Origin of the sequence: Methylosinus sp. Sm6, assembly GCF_019802345.1 — a bacterium.
Classification (GTDB): domain Bacteria; phylum Pseudomonadota; class Alphaproteobacteria; order Rhizobiales; family Beijerinckiaceae; genus Methylosinus.
This window is the reverse complement of sequence record NZ_JAINDZ010000006.1, coordinates 1-17,812: the sequence shown is the minus strand read 5'-3', so window position 1 is coordinate 17,812 and position 17,812 is coordinate 1. Positions and strand designations below refer to the sequence as shown.

Sequence of the window (17,812 nt, the reverse complement as noted above, 5' to 3'; positions counted from 1 at the left end):
GCGAGCCTGAAGGCTCGCTCTATCGTCAGCTCATCGGCGAGCCGTCGAGCGGCGCGTTCAAGATCCATCGGTGGCCGAACGGATCGCGCAGCGCGGCGTAGCGCGTGCCCCAGAAGGAGTTGGTCGGCTGCGTCTCGATCTTGGCGCCGAGCTGCCCGGCGCGCGCGACGATCTCGTCGACCTCCTTGGCCCGGTCATATTCGAGGCTGACCGAGACCGTCACCTGCTCGCCCGGCAAAGGCGGGCGGGCGTGGCCGAGCTCGGGAAAAACATCGGCGAGCATCACCGAGCCGCCATTGATGGCGAGCTCGCAATGGGCGATGCGCAACCCGTCGACCGACGGCATCAGCGCGCGCTGCTGCGCGCCGAAGGCGGCCGTGTAGAACGCGATCGCGCCGGCGGCCGGCGTGACGGTGAGATAGGGAGCGACCCTCGGACGCTGCATGGTCATGGTTTCGCTGGCGTTTCCTCGAGGGCGAGCGCATCGCCCCAGGCCTTCTTCTTTATAGGACCGAATGTCCGCTTATCGCGCTTTTCGAACGTAGCTTCCGCGATTCCCGCCCGCATGCAAAGCTTTATCCTTAATCCGTGCTTGAGGATCGCAGGCCGCGCCAGAACCCGCGCGGCGGCGGGAGCCGCGTCGAGGCTCTCGCGGGCGGCGACGAGATAGGCGAATTTCTCGTCTTCGAAGGGCGCGTCGGCGCCTTTCGCCAGCTTGTGATCGCGCGAGCGGGCGAGCCGCACGCAGAAATGGCACCAGTCGGGCGGCGCGATCGGGCAAGGCGCATGGTGCGGACAAGGCGCGAGAATGCGCGCGCCGGCCGCAATGAGCCGCGCCCGCGCGGCCATCAGCCGCCCATGATCGCGCGGCGTCCCCGGCTCGACGAAGACCAGCGCGCCGTCGCAGGCGGCCCAGGCGGCGTCCACGGCGGCGGCGAGCGAAGCCTCGGCGATCTCGGTCAAAGCATAGCTCGCGACGACGAGGTCGAAGCGCTCCGCGGGCGGAGCGAGCACATCGCCCTCGACGAGCCGCGCCCGCGCGAGCGCGCCGACGCCGCAGCCGGCGAGCCGCCGCGCCGTGTCGAGAAAGGCGCGGCTGCGGTCGAGCAGCGTGACGGCCTCGATCTCAGGCCAGGCCTCGGCCGCCGCAAGGCTCGCCGTCCCGAGTCCGGCGCCGAGATCGAGCATGCGGCGCGGACAAAACTGCGGCGCCTGCTCGGCCAGCCGGCCGAATGCGTCGATGGTCGCGGCATAGGTCGCCGGCAGCCGCGTCAGCGCATAGGCGAGCGCGTCGGCCTCGTCGGCGATCGCGTCGGCGGTGCGGCCCTGCGCCCGATAAATGGCCGAGATGCGCGCCGCGCGCTCGGCCAGCTCCCGCCGCGAGCGTTCTTCCAGCAGGCGTGCGACCGCCGCCGTGAGATCGGCCGGCGGCGTCGTGGAAAATCGCGTCACGTCGGATGAGCCTCCCGCTTCGGCGGCGCCGAGATTAGATATTCCAAGCCGCCTCTGTTGCGGGTAGAACCGGACCCGACAATAGGCAAATTTTCGCGTGAGGTCGGAACGGAGACGTCCCACCCTCCCCTCGAGGGGGAGGGTCGGCCGGCGAAGCCGGACGGGGTGGGGTGTTCCCCGAGACTCGGGGGATTCACTCCCTCCCGAGCGCCTTCTCGAGAGTCACGCGTCGTCGAGGAACAGAAAAATGTCAGCAGGCCCGCGCACCCTCTACGACAAGATCTGGGACGATCACCTCGTCCAGCAGCAGGAGGACGGGGCGTGCCTCATCTATATCGACCGCCATCTCGTCCATGAGGTGACGAGCCCGCAAGCCTTCGAGGGGCTGCGCGCCGCGGGGCGCAAGCTCCGCGCGCCCGAGCGCACGCTCGCCGTCGTCGACCATAATGTGCCGACCACCGACCGCTCCAAGCCGATCGAGGACCCCGAGAGCAAGGCGCAGGTCGAGCAGCTCGCCATCAACGCCGCCGAATTCGGCGTCGAATATTACAACGAGCATGACGCGCGTCAGGGCGTCGTCCATATCGTCGGGCCGGAGCAGGGCTTCACGCTGCCGGGCTCGACCATCGTCTGCGGCGACAGCCACACCTCGACGCATGGCGCCTTCGGCGCGCTCGCCCATGGCATCGGCACCTCGGAAGTCGAGCATGTCCTGGCGACGCAGACGCTGATCCAGAAGAAGGCCGCCAATATGCTGGTGCGCGTCGACGGCAAGCTGGCCGAGGGCGCGACCGCGAAGGACATCATCCTGGCCATCATCGGCGAGATCGGCACGGCCGGCGGCACCGGACATGTGATCGAATATGCGGGCGAGGCGATCCGCGATCTTTCGATCGAGGGCCGCATGACCGTCTGCAACATGTCGATCGAGGGCGGCGCCCGCGCCGGCCTCGTCGCTCCGGACGAGAAGACCTACGACTATCTGCGCGGCCGGCCGAAAGCCCCGAAGGAGGAGGCTTTCGAGGCCGCCTGCCGCTACTGGGACACGCTGCGCAGCGACGAGGGCGCGCATTATGATCGCGTGATCGTGCTGGATGCGGCGAGCCTGCCGCCGACGCTGACCTGGGGCACCTCGCCCGAGGACGTGATGCCGATCACCGGCCTGGTGCCGACGCCGGACAGCGTCGCCAATCCGGCCAAGCGCGCGGCCATCGCGCGGGCGCTCGACTATATGGGCCTGAAGGGCGGCGAGAAGGCCAGCGACATCGCCATCGACCGCGTCTTCATCGGCTCGTGCACCAATGGCCGCATCGAGGATCTGCGCGCCGCCGCGGCGATGATCGCCGGCAAATCCATCAACCCGCGGGTAAACGCCATTGTCGTTCCGGGCTCCGGCCTCGTGAAGGCGCAGGCCGAGGCCGAAGGGCTGGACAAGGTCTTCGTCGCCGCCGGCTTCGAATGGCGCGAGCCCGGCTGCTCCATGTGCCTCGCGATGAATCCCGATCGCCTCGCGCCCGGCGAGCGCTGCGCCTCGACCTCGAACCGCAATTTCGAGGGCCGCCAGGGCTATAAGGGCCGCACGCATCTCGTTTCGCCCGCCATGGCGGCGGCGGCGGCGATCGCCGGCCGCTTCGTGGATGTGCGCAGCTGGAGATAGCGCCATGGCCCCGCTCGACGACAGCGCTCTCGCCCAGCTGCGGGCGCCCACTCTCGAGGACCTCGAGGTGCTGGCCGACGCCGCTTTCGCTGCGCTGCCGTCGCGCTTCACGCGCCTGTGCGAAGGGCTCGTGATCCATGTCGAGGATTTTCCGGACGAGGAGATCCTCGAGGAGATGGAATGCGAGACGGAGTTCGATCTCCTGGGGCTGTTTCGCGGCCAGGGTCTCGCGCAGCGCGAGGCCGTGTCGCGCACCGGCGAGCCGCCCAACATGATCTGGCTCTACCGCCGCCCGATCCTCGACTATTGGGCGGACGGCGAGGATACGCTGCAGGAGGTCGTGACGCACGTCCTCGTGCATGAGATCGGCCATCATTTCGGCCTCTCGGACGAGGACATCGAGGAGATCGAGCAGCGGGCCGGGTGAGCTTCGTTTCACGCCGGCGCGGCAAGGCGCAGCTCGCAGCGCATTCCCTTCTCCGCGGGGGCGATGCGGAGGACGCCGCCGAGCTGCTGGGCGAGCGAGCGCACGAGCTTTTGTCCCAAGGCGACGTCCTTCGATGTCGGTCCGGTGGCGGAAAGGCCGACTCCATCGTCCTCGACGAGCAAATGCAGCATGTCCTCGTCGCGCCTCAGGCGGACGATCACCGTTCCCAGGCGGTCGTCGGGGAAGGCGTGCTTGAGCGCGTTGGTGACCAGCTCATTGACGATCAGCGCGATCGAGCGCGCCGCATCGACCGGCAGAAGCCCCCATTCGACTTCGGCCCTGAGCGCGATCGGCCGCAGGCCGACGAGCGAGACGCGCAGATCGGCGCAGAGATCGTCGATGAGCGGCTGCATGTCCACCCGAGCGCAGCCGCCGCGCTGCAGGAGCGAGTGGACGCGACCCACCACTGACATGCGGCTCGCCGCCGCGAGCAGCGAGGCCCTGCCTCTCCCCTCCTCGAGCGCGCGGCCCTCGATCTGGAGCATGGAGGACAAAAACTGCAGATCATTCTTGGTCCGGTGCGCCATTTCCTGCAGAAGCAGATCCTTCAGCCGGTCCGCTTCGGAGAGGCTGTTTAGCGCGCCTTTCGCGGCGGTGGCGTCGAGCGTCGCCCGATCGAGTTCCCGAACGAGATCCTCGACGACGAAGATCAGCAGCGACGACATGCCGATGAACAGCACCAGCGCCATGGCGTCGACCGGGCCGGCAATCGCGAAGCCGGGAGGATCCAGCAGAAAATAGCCAGTCAGGGAGGCGCTCACCGCGACCGACCAGGCCGCCGGATTGCCGCCGAACAGCGTGACGGAGAAGAGGACGGCCGGAAGCGCGAGCGCGAAGAAGAGATGCGGCGGAAAATCCTGACGGAGCAGCAGCTGGACGAGAAAAGCGAGCAACGCGAGCGCTGTGGCGCCGGCATAGCGCATCCATTTGGGCCAAGCGCGGCTTCGCTTCGCCGCGGCGAGGAGCATGGTCGTTCCTCCTCCTGCGCCTGACGCGCGGCTTTCGCGCGTCACGCGGGACTGTCGATCGGCATCGCCAGCTCGAAGGTCGCGCCCTGCTGGGGCTGCGAGCAGGCGGTCAGCGTCCAGCCGTGGCGCTCGGCGATGGTCCTGCAGATGGCGAGGCCGATGCCGGTGCCGGGATATTGCGCCTTGCTGTGCAGCCGCTTGAACGGCTCGAAAATCGCCTTCGCATATTTCGCCTCGAAGCCGACGCCCTCGTCGCAGACGCGCAGGCGCAGAACGTCCTTCTCGACGCGCGCCGAAATGGCGATGCGCGGCGTCTCGCCCGGGCGACGAAACTTGATCGCATTGCTGACGAGATTATGCATGAGCCGCGCGAATTGCGGAGGGTCGACCGAGAACTCCACATTCGGCGCGTCGAGATGAATATCCGCTTTCGATTCCTCGATCAGCTCCGAGAGATCCGTCAGGGCGGACTGGATCTCGACGCGCAGATCGCGCCGCTGCAGCTTCAGCGGCGCGTCGGTCAGCCGCGAATAGACCAGCAGATCGTCGACGAGCTCGCGCGCGCGCAGCGCCGAGCGGCGCATCACCTCGCCCGCGTGCCCGACATCCGCGTAATCCGTCGCGGCGATGGCGGCGTCGAGCATTTGCGAGAAGGCGACGATCTTGCGCAGCGGCTCCTGCAGATCATGCGAGGCGACATAAGCGAAGCGCGCGAGGCGCTCATTGGCGCGCTCGAGCTCGACGATGCGCTGTTCGAGCGCCTGCTCGGCGGCGCGCCGCGCCGCTTCCTCGAGCTTGCGCTCGGTGACGTCCTGGGCGTAGCCGTGCCAGATCATGGCCCCATCCGCCTGACGCACCGGCTGCGCCTGCGTCTCCAGCCAGATCCGCCCTTTCGTCGGATGCTCGAAGCGGAATTCCTCGCGCAGCAGCGTCATCTGCGCGGCCGAGCGCGCGAAGCTCGCGCGCATGCGCTCCGCATCCTGCGGATCGATGCGGCGGAGCATGGGCGCGGCGTCGCCCATGATGTCGTCGGGCGCGACGCCGAAGACGGTCCGCACATTCTCGGCGAGATAGGGGCAGGAGCCCCGGCCGGAAGCGTCCAGCCGGAAGGAGAAGACGACGCCGGGCGCCGCCAGCGCCACAGCGCCGAATTGCTCGACCAGCATCGCATTTTGCGCCGCGAGCCGCTCGACGGCGTGGCGAGTCTCCAGATTGTCGACATGCGTCAAGGTGCGCTGAAAGGCTTCGCCGACGAAGACGATGACGGCATTGGCGCCGAGGAAGATGAGCAGCGCCAGCGCGTCCTGCGCGCCCGCCATTGTCGTGAACCAGAGCAGCGCCGCCAAAGCGCCGAGCAGCAGCGCCAGCGAACCGGACACGGCGCCGCCGGCGAAGGAAGCAAAGAGCACCGGCAGGTAGAAGGTAACGTAAGGGTAGCGGCTGACGTCGCCGCCGACGAGCAGCCGCCACACGACGCCGACGAGCGCCGCCGCGGCGCCGAGGGCGATGCGCCAGGACAGCGGCGAATGATACAGCGTCGCCAGCCGGCCCGCGAATGCGGAGACGAGGGCGCGGACGCCGCCGGCCCCTTCCCTCAGGATCTTCGGATGCGCCGCCACGGAGCTTTCCGATCCTCGGACATGAGACATGTGAGCGGTCCGACCGCCGCAGCCTGCGCCGCGCCTTCAGCATTCCCCTTCCCCACGGCTCATTTATGACCGCGTCGGGGATTCTTGTAGTGCGCGGATTCGACGCGAAAACGCGCGCGCTCACACGGCGTGCGTTCCCGGCGTCTGGCCCTTCTCGTAAGCGGTGCCGAAGGCATAATCCCACCAGATGGCGTGAACGCCGAAGCCGCGCTCCGGATCGCGGAAATGATGCAGCATATGCAGCCGGCGCACCAGGCGCCCGAGCTCGGACTTCGGCTGGCCGTGATGCGTCCAATAGTGCACGCAGTCGTACAGCACATAGCCGGCGATGAAGCCGGCGAGCGTCGGCCAGGCGAAAGCGCCACCGAACACGAGCCGGATCAGCGTCAGCGCGATCAGCATGATCGGGGCCGACAGCAGCGGCGGCATGACCAGCCGCAGCGGATCGTTCGGATAGATGTGATGCACGCCGTGAATGAGAAATTGGAAGCGCGGTCCGAGCCCGAAGGGCAGCGAGAACACGGTGTGGAAGAGGAAGCGATGGCCGAAATATTCGGTGAGCGTCCACGCCAGATAGCCGACGACGAAGGCGAGCGTGATCTCGCCCGCGCCCGCATAGCCGCTGGCGTAGGCGAGCAGCCAGAGAATGATCGGGCCGTAGACGAGCGGCGGGGTCAGATGGTGGACGCGCGAGAGCTTGTCGAGAACATCGCTCTCGAAGAGGCGCGGCGAGGCCGCGAGCGCATCGTGTTCGGTCGCTGTCATCGTTTCCACTATTCTGCGGGGACGGGAATCGCCTGAGAGGCGCTGGCGAGCTCCACATTGGCCGAGCGCGTCCGCAGCGAGTAGCGCGGATCGAACACGAAAGTCACGAGCAGAGCGAACCAGGAGCGGTGACAAGCGAGCGGCTCGTAGAACTCGGGCGCCATTTTGGTGAGCTCGGGCAGGCGCCGCCACGGGATCTCGTGAAAATCATGATGCTCGTTGTGATAGCCGATGTTGAGCGCGAGCGTGTTGAGCGGGCCGTAATAGTCGAACGTGCCCTGGTTCGGGCCGAAGGCGAAATGCTCCTGCACCCAGCGCGCGCTCAACGGATGCAGCCCGCCGACCGAGAACCAGAAGGACAGGAACAAATAGAGCAGCGCATTGGGGCCGAAAGCCCACAGCACGAAGACGTCGAAGGCGGCGATGACGGCGATGTTCACATAGGTCCAGAGGCCCATGATCGGCACCGTGCCCTTGAGCCGCGACAGGCGCGCGAGCTGCACGGCCGGGAAGAAGAACAGCCACGCCGCCTTGCGCCATGTGCTGCTTCCGACCCAATCCGCCTCCCAGCGGCTCGGAATATCGGCGTCGTAATCATAGGCCGAGAGATGCGAATGATGCTTGATGTGATAGCAGCGAAACCCCATCGCCGTCGGAAAGGCGTTGGGGAGATCGGCGAGCAGCGCCGTAAGCTTGTTGGCGAAGGTGCTCTCGAACACGCAATTATGAATCGCGTCGTGAATGACGACGAAATTGGCGTGATTGGCGAAGGCCCCGATAGAGATCGCCAGCAGCAGGGCGAGCGGCCAATAGGCGAGGCCGAGCCATCCGAGAATGGCGGCGATCAGCAATTGCCCGGCGAAAATCGCCGCGGTGATCTTGAAGGTGACGTCGTCCTTGCCGAAGAGGCTTTTCACTTCGGGATGCGCCTCGAGGATGAGCCGCCGCCGCTCCACATGCGAGCGGTCGGCCGAGGATGTCGCGGAAATAGAGATGACATTCATGGCGTCGCCTCTTGCGTGACCGGCGCGGGCGCTCCCGCGCCGCCCGGCAAATGCTTCTCATAGATGCGGTGAATCTTGTCGATCTGGCCGCCGAACATCTCGATCGGCTTGCGCATGCCCATATTGTCCTCGAGCACCCAGCCGGCCTCGAATTGGACGATCTGCGCATTGCGTCCGCGCTGGCGCATCTCCTCGATCATCGCGAGGAGAATGGCGCCGCCGGTGGCGCTGTTCTGCAGCGTCTTGCGCGTGCCGAGCAGAGCGAGGCGCGCGGTGCGGAACTTGTGCTTGCGGAAACGCGAGATCAGCCGCGGCAGGTTGAACGGCAGCAGCCGGCCGTCGAAATCGGCGGTGATCTCGTGCAGATTGGGAAGGGTGACGGCGAAGGATTGCGGAACGCCGTCGAGCTCGACGACGATGCCGAACTCCGGCGGCATGATATATTTCAGCACATCGGCCGAGGCGTCGAACTCTTCCTTGAGGAAGGGGACGAAACCCCAATTGTCGCGCCAGCCGTCGTTGAACAGCTCCGCCATCAACGCCGTCTCGCCCTTCTTCAGCCGTTCGAGATCGAGCTGACGGATCTTCAGCCGGTTGCGCCACTCGCGCCGCTCGGCGATGCGCAGATTATCGCGGAAATCCTGCTCCGCCGTGATGTAGCGATAAGAGATGAGATCGCGCGCCTTCGTATAGCCGAGCGCCTCGACGTGGCGCGAGAGATAGCGGGGATGCCAGGGCATCAAGATCATGGGCGTCGCGTCGAACCCCTCGACCAGCATGCCCAGTTCCGCATTGATCGACGGCGAGAAGGGGCCGTTGATCCGCTCGGCCCCGCGCGCGCCGAGCCAGGCTTCCGCCGCCTCGGTCAGCGCGCGCACCACCTCGAGATCGTCGATCGCGTCGAGCGTGCCCCATTGCGCGCGCGAGGCGCCGACCGGCTCTATCGGCGGCTTGTAGATCTGTGCCGCGATGCGGCCGACCCATTGTCCGTTGCGCCGCGCCAGAAACTCCTGCGCCTCGACCAGCTTGAAATGCGGATTGAGCTTATGGCCGTAGACCGTCCAGCGCTCGGCGTCGAGCGGAGGCGCGAAACCCTTCTCGCCCTTGTAGAGAAGGCGCGGCAGCTTGCAGAAGGTCAGAAACCTCGAGAGGCTATCGACGGGAAGAATCTCGATGCCGGCCATGTGAAACACCTATCGAGCCTGTGAGGCGGGCGAAAGCGGGCAAAACGACGCGGAGAAAGGCGAGTAGCGAAATAGCGAATAGCGAGTAGGGGCTATTCGCTATTCGCTACTCTCTATTCGCTTTCACCCTGCGGCCCCCGCCATCGCCTTTCTCACCAATTCATGCGCTTCCGCGGCGACCGGCGGCAGATCGCGCAGCGCCTCCACGACGCCGCGAATCTCCTCCTCCGAATGACTGGCGGAAAGGAAGAAGCGCAGCCGCGGCTGGTCCTTGGGCACGCCGATCTGCACGATCGGCGGCACGTAGAATCCCTTCTCCAAAAGATGCTGCGAGGCCCACATGGTCTCGACGCTGTCCTGGAACAGGATCGGCACCACGCCGCGCCCGATCGCGGGGCCGGTGCTCAGCCCATTGGCGTGCGCGTGATCGCGGAAGAATTCGGCGTTGCGCGCGAGCTTGCCGACGCGCCAATTCTCCTCCTGCATCAGCCGCAGCGCCGTGCGCGCCGAGGCGAGGATCACCGGCGAGAGGCCGACGGAGTAGACGAAGCCAGGCAGCGTGTAGCGGAACCAGTCGATGACCGGCTTCTTCGCGCAGACGAAGCCGCCGCAGGAGGCGAGCGTCTTCGACATGGTGCCGACGACGAGATCCAATCGATTGGGATCGACGCCCTGCAATTCGGCGAGGCCGCGCCCGGTCTCGCCCAGCACGCCGAGCGAATGCGCCTCGTCGACCATCAGCCAGGCGTCATGCCTCTCCTTGATCTCGACGAGCCGCGGCAGGTCGGCGGTGTCGCCGTCCATGCTGTAGATGCCCTCGACGACGATCAGCGCATGGCGGAACTCCTCGCGCCGCTCGCGCAGCAGCTGCTCCAAATGATCGAAGTCGTTGTGGCGGAACTTGATCGTCTCGGCCGGCGAGCCCTCGCAGCCGGCGACGATGCTGTTATGGGCGAGCTCGTCGATGAACAGCGCGTCGCGCTTGCCGAGCAGCCAGGAGATGGTGGTGACATTGGCGAGATAGCCGGAGACCAGCGTCAGCGCGCTCTCCATGCCCAGAAACTCGGCGATCTCGGCCTCGAACGGCTTGTGCGTCGAGCGCTCGCCGCCGACGAGGCGCGACGCGAGCGCGCCGACGCCGAGCCGATGCAGCTCGCGATCGGCCTCCTCGACGATCTTGGGATGATTGGCGAGGCCGAGATAATCATAATTGGCGAAGCTGACGAAATGCGTTCCCCTCGCCTCGAACTCGCTCCTCATCCGATCGATCTCGGCGAAGAAGGGATCGTGGAATTGCAGGAGCGCATTGCCGGCGAACCGAAATCGTCTCGATGCGTAATCCGAAAGGCTGTTGTGCTTCGCCACCTTGATGCGCCGTCCCGATTGTGTCGCCGCGCGCGCCTTCGGGCGAGCGGCCGCCTCACGATGAGCGGGCGCCCGATTGCTCGACGGCGCCCGCACAGACCCGCAGGCTTAGCATTCTTCGGCCTCGGAGCGCCAGCGATCCGTCGCCGCCCCGCAGGGCGATCGGGTGAAGGGAGAATGACTCAGAGTCCTCGTCCTGAGGAGCCCGCGAAGCGGGCGTCTCGAAGGGCGGCAATCGGGAGAAGCCTTTGAATTCGCGCTGCGGCCGTCCTTCGAGACGCCGCCTGCGGCGGCTCCTCAGGACGAGGGTTCCGGGATTTTTGTCCTTCACCCGATCGCCCTGCGCCGCCCCGAGCCTCGCAAGCCCCTCCCCCTTCCTCTGCGCGGGCGAGGCGTCGGCACTCGCCCCATTGCCCCGCCGGCTGGACGCGGAAGCGCGCCTCGGGCTATCACGCGACGAGCGCTTAGCCTCCGAGGAATGAGCCGTCTCTTGATCCCCTGGACCCTCATCGATACGGCTCCCGTGCCCGGCGGCGACGGAGAATTGCGGCTCAAGCGGCGAGGCGCGGAATTTTCCATCATGCTCGGGGCCAACGAGCTGATGAACAGCCGCCTCAGCGGCTCGGAGGAGGCGCTGGCCACGCTCTCCTGCACGAAAATCGCGGAGCGGGCGCAGCCCCGCGTGCTCATCGGCGGGCTCGGCATGGGATTCACCCTGCGCGCCGCGCTCGGCGCTCTCGGCCCGCGGGCGTGGATCATCGTCGCCGAGCTCGCGCCCGCCGTCGTGGCCTGGGCGCGGGGGCCGATGGCGGAGGTTTTCGGCGATAGCCTCGGCGATCCGCGCGTCCGCATAGAGGTGGAGGATGTCGGACGGCTGATCCGCGCCGGCCGCGGCGGCTATGACGCCATTCTCCTCGATGTCGACAATGGCCCCGAGGGCCTGACGCGCGACGCCAATGACGGGCTTTATGGCCTCGACGGATTGCGGGCGGCGCGCGCCGCGCTGCGCCCGGGCGGCGTGCTGTCCGTGTGGTCCTGCGCGCCGGATCGGGCGTTTTCCGCGCGGTTGCGCAAGGCCGGCTTTGGCGTGGAGGAGGTCGGAGCGCGCGCCAATGGACGCGGCGGCGGCGCGCGGCATGTGATCTGGCTCGGAACGCGCGCCGATTCGCCGCCGCGGACGCGGCCGAGCCGATCCGTGACGCGCAAATCGGCGGAGGACGGGCCGTTTTTCTGGTGGGACGGCGAGACGCTGGTGGTCAATATTCTGGGCCGCCCGGCCGCCAGCCGCGACGCCATCGGCAAGCCCCGGGGCCATCAGCTTGAGGTCAGCGTGACCACGGCGCCGCGCCGAGGCCGGGCGACCGATCATATGGTGCGCTTTCTCGCTGGCGAATTCGGCGTCCCGCCATCGGCGATCGAGGTGGTGTTCGGCCGCATGAACGTCAACAAGCAATTGCGGATCGCGGCGCCGCAGAAGCTTCCGGGCCCGTTTCGCCGGACTTGAGCCGCCCGGCCCCGGAAGCTGCTGGTCTGCGTCATCTGAATGAAGGCTCGAGGGGGGCTCTTTCCATCACGACGCGATTTGGCCTATTGCCTTGCCCATGAGCGCCGACCCGTCCCCCGATTCACAGCCGCTGCGCTTGCGGGTCACGGATCTCTGCGTCGAGCGCGGCGGCCGGCCGGTCATCGACGGCCTCGGCTTCTCGCTCACGAGCGGCGAGGCGCTCGTCGTCACCGGGCGCAACGGCGCCGGCAAATCGACGCTTTTGCGCGCCATCGCCGGCTTGCTGCCGATACGCCGCGGGCGCATCGAGGTCGTCGGGACGCGCGAGGACGAGCCGGCCGCCCATCTTCACTACCTGGCCCATGCCGACGGCCTGAAAGCGCCGCTTACCGCGCTGGAAAATCTCGCGTTCTGGGGGCGCTTTCTCGGCGGCGGCGACGGCCGCCGCGGCCTCGCGCCGGCGCAGGCGCTGGAACGGGTCGGGCTCGCCCATCTCGGCGCCGCGCCCGTCGCCATTCTGTCGGCGGGCCAGAAGCGACGCATCGCGCTCGCGCGCCTGCTCGTCGCCTTCCGCCCGCTGTGGCTGCTCGACGAGCCGACCAGCGCGCTCGATCGCGCCTCCCGCGAGCGGCTCGCCGAGGCGATGCGCGCGCATCTCGCCGAGGGCGGAATGATCGTCGCCGCCACCCATGAGCCGCTCGGCCTTGCCGGGGCGAACGAGCTGGCGCTGGGAGGCAAGCCGTGAATTCTCCTCTGCCGGCGCTGTTCCTGCGCGATCTCGCCGTCGCCCGTCGCATCGGCGGCTCTACGACCATGGGGGTCGTGTTCTTCCTGGTGATGGTGACCATCGTCCCTTTCGCCATCGGCCCGGACCCCAATCTGCTGGCGCGCATCGGCCCGGCGATTCTGTGGATCGCCGCTCTGCTCGCCAGCCTGCTCTGCCTCGACCGTCTGTTCCAGGCCGATATGGAGGATGGGTCGCTCGACCTCTTCCCGCTCGCGGCGACGCCGCTCGAGCTGGTGGTTCTGGTCAAATGCGCGGCTCATTGGGTGACGACCGGACTGCCGCTGACGCTGGCCGCGCCGGCGCTCGGCCTGATGCTGCAGCAGGACGAGACGGCGCTGGCCGCGGTGACGGCGACGCTGCTCGCCGGCACGCCGGCGCTGACGCTGATCGGCGCGATCGGCGCGGCGGCGACGGTGACGCTGCGGCGCGGCGGCCTGCTGATGGCGCTGCTGGCGCTGCCCTTGATGATCCCGGTGCTGATTTTCGGCGTGTCTGCGGCCGGAGCGGCCTCCGGCGGAACCGTGCCCTTCGCCGCGCCCTTCGCCATTCTCTGCGCGATCACCCTGGCGTCGCTCGCCCTCTGCCCCTTCGCCGCGGCGGCGGCCTTGCGGCATTTGGGGGAGTAGAGCGGAATCTCGACGCGCGCTCCCTTCTCCCGCTCGCGGGAGAAGGTGGCCCGACGAAGTCGGGTCGGATGAGGGTCCGCGGAAACGCGCAGAATTTTCAAAAGTGCATACGAAAGAAAGTCGGCCGCTTCAGAAGAAGGCGCAGACCCGAGGCGCCCTCATCCCGACCCGGCTGCGCCGGACCACCTTCCTCCCACAAAGTGGGAGGAAGGAAGAGCGCGATCTGCGCCGTGGCGCTTTTCCCCTTATCCCCTCCCGCCCCCGCTCAATACAGTCCGCCGGTCCCGCTGCCGCCGAGCTGCGTGTCGACATCCTGCGCGCCGCCGGAGCGCAGCCCGCCGTCGGAGCCGGCCGCCGAATAGGAATCGGGCGGGGCCGTTCCCGGCTTGAACGCCTCCAGGATCGAGCCCTGGCCCTTGCTGCGCAGGCCCGAATGCGCATCGACCGAGATCAGCTTGATGCCCGGGGGCACGCGGAACGGCACGTCGGGCTTGTCCTTCAGCGCCACCGTCATGAAGTCGCGGAAGATCGGCGCCGCATAGGTCGCCGCCTGCGCGCTCTTGCCCTCGCCGACCGGACGCGGCCGGTCGTAGCCGATATAGACGCCGACCGCGAGATCGGGCGAGAAGCCCACGAACCACAGGTCCTTGGCGTCGTTGGTGGTGCCGGTCTTGCCGGCGAGATGCTTGCCGACCGCCTTGATCGACTGGCCGGTGCCGCGCTCGATCACCCCCTCCATGATCGAGGTGATCTGATAAGCGGTGAGCGGATCGAGCACCTGCTCGCGCTTGTCGATCAGCTTCGGCTCGTTCTGGTTTTCCCATTTGGGCGCGTCGCAGCCGAGGCACTGGCGCTCGTCGTGCTTGTAGAGCGTGTGGCCCCAGCGGTCCTGAATGCGGTCGATCAGCGTCGCCTTGATGCGCTTGCCGCCGTTGCACAGCATCGAATAGGCGGTGACCATGCGCAACACCGTGGTCTCGCCGGCGCCGAGCGCCATCGGCAGATAGAGCGGCATGTCGTCATAGATGCCGAAGCGCTTCGCGTATTCGGCGATGAGCGGCATGCCGACGTCCTTGGCGAGGCGCACCGTCATCATGTTCTTCGAATGCTCGACGCCATAGCGCAGCGGGTGCGCGCCCGTGCCGTGGCCGCCCTCGAAATTCTCCGGCGTCCAGCTCTCGCCATTGGCCTGAACGATGGTGATCGGCTCGTCGAGGATCGACGACGACGGCGTGTAGCCATTGTCGAGCGCCGTGGCGTAGACGAAGGGCTTGAACGAGGAGCCCGGCTGGCGCAGCGCCTGCGTCGCGCGATTGAACTCCGACTGGTCGTAGGAGAAGCCGCCGACCATGGAGAAGACGCGGCCCGTATAGGGGTCCATCGCCACCATGGCGCCGGAGATTTCCGGAATCTGCCGCAGGCGGAACTGCCCCGGCTTGCCGGCCAGCGGCTCGACATAGACCACATCGCCCGGCGTGAGCGCCGCGCGGACGCTGCGGCCGGCCCAGCGCATGCCTTCCTGCGTCAGCTGGCCGGTCTCGCGCTCGCGCGCCACCTCGCCGGACTTCTCGCGTCCCGGCTGCAGGCCGACGCGCGCATAGGCGTCATAGGTTTCGAGCACCACGGCGAGACGCCACGGCTTCACATCGCCGAGCGCGGGAATCTCGGCGAGCGGCAGCCCCCAATCATAGGAGATGTCGATATGGCGCATCGGCCCGCGGAAGCCATGCGCCTCGTCGAAGCGAACGAGGCCGTCCGCGAGCGCCTTGCGGGTGATCGCCTGCATCTTCGGGTCGAGCGTCGAGCGCACCGACAGCCCGCCCTCATAGAGCTTCTTGTCCCCGTATTTTTCCAAGAGCTCGCGGCGCACTTCCTCGGCGAAAAATCCGGCGACATAAGTGTTGGGCGACGTGACGCGCGGATTGACGCCGAGCGGCTCGGTCTTCGCCTTGTCGCCGTCCGCCTGCGCGATGACGCCGTCGGCGACCATGCGGTCGATGACATAGTTGCGCCGCTCGATCGCCCGCTCGCGATGCAGGAAGGGGTGATAGTTGTTCGGCGCCTTGGGGAGCGCGGCGAGATAGGCCGCCTCGGCGACGGTCAGCTCATAGACCGACTTGTTGAAATAGTTGAGCGCCGCCGCCGCGACCCCGTAATTGCCGAGGCCGAGATAGATCTCGTTGAGATAGAGCTCGAGGATGCGGTCCTTGGAATAGGCCGCCTCGATGCGGAAGGAGATCAGCGCCTCGCGGATCTTGCGCTCCATCGAGCGCTCATTGCCGACGAGGAAGTTCTTGGCCACCTGCTGGGTGATGGTCGAGGCGCCCTGCATATGGCGTCCGCCCTGGGCGAGGATCGACACGGCGCGGGCGATGCCCTCGAAGTCGACGCCATTATGCGTGTAGAAATTCTTGTCCTCGGCCGAGATGAAGGCCTGCTTGACCAGCGGCGGAATCGAGGCGCTCGGCAGGAACAGGCGGCGCTCGTGCGAATATTCGGCGAGGATCGACCCGTCATTGGCGTGGACGCGGGTCGTCACCGGCGGCTCGTAATTGCGCAATTGCGCCGTGTCCGGCAGGTCCTTGGAGAAGATGTAGACTATGCCCGCAGCCGCCGTCACGCCGATCAGGAAGACGATGGCGCCGGTCGCGAAGAGGAATCCGAGAAACCGGGCGAACAGCCGCATGAATGTTCATCCTTGAGGGACACGCCGCAACATTATCTGGCGCGCGCCGCGCCGCCGGCGTCCCGTGTAGAGCATATTTCGCCGCCGCGGCAAGCCGTTCGGCGAATCGTTCGCTTTGGCCGCCGCCGCGGCTTATCGGCGCGTTTTATGTTTTATTGTGGGCGCGCGCTGGCGGCGACCGCCTTGGCCGGCTCCGTCTTCGGCTCGTCTCGTTCGGCGAAATAGCTGTCGATCGCCTGCGCGGTCGAATCCGCGGCGCGCTCCCGCCATTCGGCCGAGGTCAGCCGCGCGAGATCGCTCGCGCTCGACAGATAGCCGAGCTCGAGCAGAGCCGAAGGCACGTCGAAGGCCTTGAGCACGACAAATCCGGCGGAGCGGTCGGGATTCTTGTTGAGATGGCCGAACGTCCGCCAATAGGCGACCAGCGTGCGGGCGAAGACGCGGCTGTACGCCCGCGTTTCGCGGCGCGCGAGATCGTAGAGAATGTCGCCGACGCCGGCCGCGTCCTCCTCCGCCGCGGCGTCGAGGCCCGCGGCGCGGTCGGCGAGATTCTCCTTCTCCGCCGTCTTGGCGGCCGCGGCGTCCGAGGCGCGCCCCGACGCGGTATAGACGGTCGCGCCCTCGACGTTGGTCTCGGCCAGAGTGTCCGCATGGATCGAGAGAAACAGCTCTGCGCCCGCGCGACGCGCGACGCGAACGCGCTCGTCCAGAGCGACGAAGACGTCCTCCTCGCGCGTCAGCACCACGCGCAGCCTGCCCGTCGCCTCGAGCCTGGCTTTCAGCGTGCGGGCGAAATCGAGGACGATAGCCTTCTCCTGCTCGCCATGGGCGCCGGTCGCGCCGACGTCGACGCCGCCATGTCCCGGATCGATGACGAGCACCGGCTTGTCGCCCGGCTGCGGCGGGGCCGCCGCCTCGGCCGTCGGCGCGACGGGCCGAGCATGGGCGGCGGCGGCGGCCGCGAAGCTCGCCGCGTCGGTCCGCTCGAGCTCGACGACGAGGCGCGGCTCTTTCTGATCGGCTTCGCTCTCCGCGCGCAGGATTTTCGCCGGCCCGGCGAGATCGAGGACGATGCGCGAGCGGCCGGGCGCGAAAAGCCCGAAGCGGAAGGACCGCACCAATCCGTCCGGCTCCGCCGCTGACGCGCCGCGACGCGGGGCGGGCTGGCCGGCGCCGGGATCGATACGAAAGGCGACCTCGGGCAGATCGACGACGATGCGGGGCGGGTCGGCGACCGGAAAGGCCGTGGCGGCGACCGCAGCTGTCGTCTCGAAGACGAGCCGAGCGCGCCCCTTTTTCTGCTCGAGCCGGGCCGCTATGGCCTCGACCGCGGGGGATTTCGTCGCTGCTGTCGAATGATCCGGCGCCGTGTCGCGGCTGGGACTCGCCGGCGCGGCCAGGACCGAAAGGTCGAGCGACAGCAGGGAGGCGAGGGCAAAGACGAAACCGCGCCCTCGCCGTGCGCCGTCGCGCTCGACGACGGTCCCCGTCGGTCTCGTCCAGCCCATGTTTTCCGCCCCGTTCGCTCCCGAGCCAGTATGGCGCGGCCCGCCTCGGCGGGCGAGAGCAAATCCTACTTGCTGCGTTTTGGTTAACAGCTCGTTAGCCGGGGTACTGACCAGTGCCCCCTCGCCGGCGCTGCGGCGGTGGCGATGATGCCTCTGCGATTCGATTCCCG

General features: G+C 67.6%; 15 protein-coding genes and 1 pseudogene. 6 read left to right on the top strand and 10 right to left on the bottom strand.

Features of this window, described 5'->3' with window-relative positions; genetic code table 11:
- Nucleotides 1-25 precede the first annotated feature (25 nt).
- Both K3F48_RS05860 and K3F48_RS05855 read right to left on the bottom strand, forming a co-directional pair.
- On the bottom strand, nucleotides 26-451 hold the full coding sequence (locus tag K3F48_RS05860; RefSeq protein WP_222574490.1) for a glyoxalase/bleomycin resistance/extradiol dioxygenase family protein: 426 nt from the start codon (nucleotides 449-451) through the stop codon (nucleotides 26-28).
- Nucleotides 448-1,452: a small ribosomal subunit Rsm22 family protein gene (locus K3F48_RS05855; protein WP_222574489.1), complete on the bottom strand. Its 1,005-nt coding sequence runs from the start codon at nucleotides 1,450-1,452 to the stop codon at nucleotides 448-450. The genes K3F48_RS05860 and K3F48_RS05855 overlap by 4 nt, the downstream gene beginning before the upstream one ends.
- Nucleotides 1,453-1,699: 247 nt before the next feature.
- Here K3F48_RS05855 and leuC point away from each other — a divergent pair, with 247 nt between their 5' ends.
- Nucleotides 1,700-3,109 carry a 3-isopropylmalate dehydratase large subunit gene (gene leuC / locus K3F48_RS05850; RefSeq protein WP_222574488.1) on the top strand — a complete coding sequence of 470 codons (1,410 nt, stop codon included), beginning with the start codon at nucleotides 1,700-1,702 and terminating at the stop codon, nucleotides 3,107-3,109.
- A gap of 4 nt (nucleotides 3,110-3,113) precedes the next feature.
- Complete coding sequence (locus tag K3F48_RS05845; RefSeq protein WP_222574487.1) at nucleotides 3,114-3,536, top strand: metallopeptidase family protein; 423 nt, start codon at nucleotides 3,114-3,116, stop codon at nucleotides 3,534-3,536.
- An 8-nt stretch (nucleotides 3,537-3,544) separates the two neighbouring features.
- Here K3F48_RS05845 and K3F48_RS05840 read toward each other — a convergent pair whose 3' ends face one another.
- From K3F48_RS05840 to K3F48_RS05815, 6 genes are all read right to left on the bottom strand, one after another.
- On the bottom strand, nucleotides 3,545-4,564 hold the full coding sequence (locus K3F48_RS05840; protein WP_222574486.1) for a sensor histidine kinase: 1,020 nt from the start codon (nucleotides 4,562-4,564) through the stop codon (nucleotides 3,545-3,547).
- A gap of 41 nt (nucleotides 4,565-4,605) precedes the next feature.
- Nucleotides 4,606-6,213: an ATP-binding protein gene (locus K3F48_RS05835; RefSeq protein ID WP_222574485.1), complete on the bottom strand. Its 1,608-nt coding sequence runs from the start codon at nucleotides 6,211-6,213 to the stop codon at nucleotides 4,606-4,608.
- A gap of 120 nt (nucleotides 6,214-6,333) precedes the next feature.
- Complete coding sequence (locus K3F48_RS05830; protein WP_222574484.1) at nucleotides 6,334-6,978, bottom strand: sterol desaturase family protein; 645 nt, start codon at nucleotides 6,976-6,978, stop codon at nucleotides 6,334-6,336.
- Nucleotides 6,979-6,986: 8 nt separating this feature from the next.
- The gene (locus K3F48_RS05825; RefSeq protein WP_222574483.1) at nucleotides 6,987-7,982 is read right to left on the bottom strand and encodes a fatty acid desaturase; all 996 of its coding nucleotides are present in this window, start codon (nucleotides 7,980-7,982) and stop codon (nucleotides 6,987-6,989) included.
- Entirely contained in the window at nucleotides 7,979-9,166 is a 1,188-nt protein-coding gene (locus K3F48_RS05820; RefSeq protein ID WP_222574482.1) for a hypothetical protein, read from the bottom strand. Before K3F48_RS05820 ends, K3F48_RS05825 begins: the two co-directional genes overlap by 4 nt.
- Before the next feature lie 123 nt (nucleotides 9,167-9,289).
- Nucleotides 9,290-10,531, bottom strand: a complete 1,242-nt coding sequence (locus K3F48_RS05815; protein ID WP_222574481.1) for an aminotransferase class I/II-fold pyridoxal phosphate-dependent enzyme — start codon at nucleotides 10,529-10,531, stop codon at nucleotides 9,290-9,292.
- A 490-nt stretch (nucleotides 10,532-11,021) separates the two neighbouring features.
- Here K3F48_RS05815 and K3F48_RS05810 point away from each other — a divergent pair.
- From K3F48_RS05810 to ccmB, 4 genes and pseudogenes are all read left to right on the top strand, one after another.
- Nucleotides 11,022-11,708: pseudogene (locus tag K3F48_RS05810) on the top strand (spermidine synthase); the annotation flags it as partial.
- 18 nt (nucleotides 11,709-11,726) lie between these two features.
- Nucleotides 11,727-12,035, top strand: a complete 309-nt coding sequence (locus tag K3F48_RS24225) for a DUF167 domain-containing protein (protein ID WP_370631365.1) — start codon at nucleotides 11,727-11,729, stop codon at nucleotides 12,033-12,035.
- Between the two features lie 97 nt (nucleotides 12,036-12,132).
- Nucleotides 12,133-12,780, top strand: coding sequence for a heme ABC exporter ATP-binding protein CcmA (ccmA, locus tag K3F48_RS05805; RefSeq protein WP_222574479.1), 648 nt, complete (start codon nucleotides 12,133-12,135; stop codon nucleotides 12,778-12,780).
- Nucleotides 12,777-13,448: a heme exporter protein CcmB gene (gene ccmB / locus K3F48_RS05800; RefSeq protein ID WP_222574478.1), complete on the top strand. Its 672-nt coding sequence runs from the start codon at nucleotides 12,777-12,779 to the stop codon at nucleotides 13,446-13,448. Before ccmA ends, ccmB begins: the two co-directional genes overlap by 4 nt.
- 265 nt (nucleotides 13,449-13,713) lie before the next feature.
- Here ccmB and K3F48_RS05795 read toward each other — a convergent pair whose 3' ends face one another.
- Together K3F48_RS05795 and K3F48_RS05790 are read right to left on the bottom strand one after the other, a co-directional pair.
- Complete coding sequence (locus K3F48_RS05795; RefSeq protein WP_222574477.1) at nucleotides 13,714-16,134, bottom strand: penicillin-binding protein 1A; 2,421 nt, start codon at nucleotides 16,132-16,134, stop codon at nucleotides 13,714-13,716.
- A gap of 152 nt (nucleotides 16,135-16,286) precedes the next feature.
- Complete coding sequence (locus K3F48_RS05790; RefSeq protein WP_222574476.1) at nucleotides 16,287-17,642, bottom strand: N-acetylmuramoyl-L-alanine amidase; 1,356 nt, start codon at nucleotides 17,640-17,642, stop codon at nucleotides 16,287-16,289.
- Nucleotides 17,643-17,812: the final 170 nt, after the last annotated feature.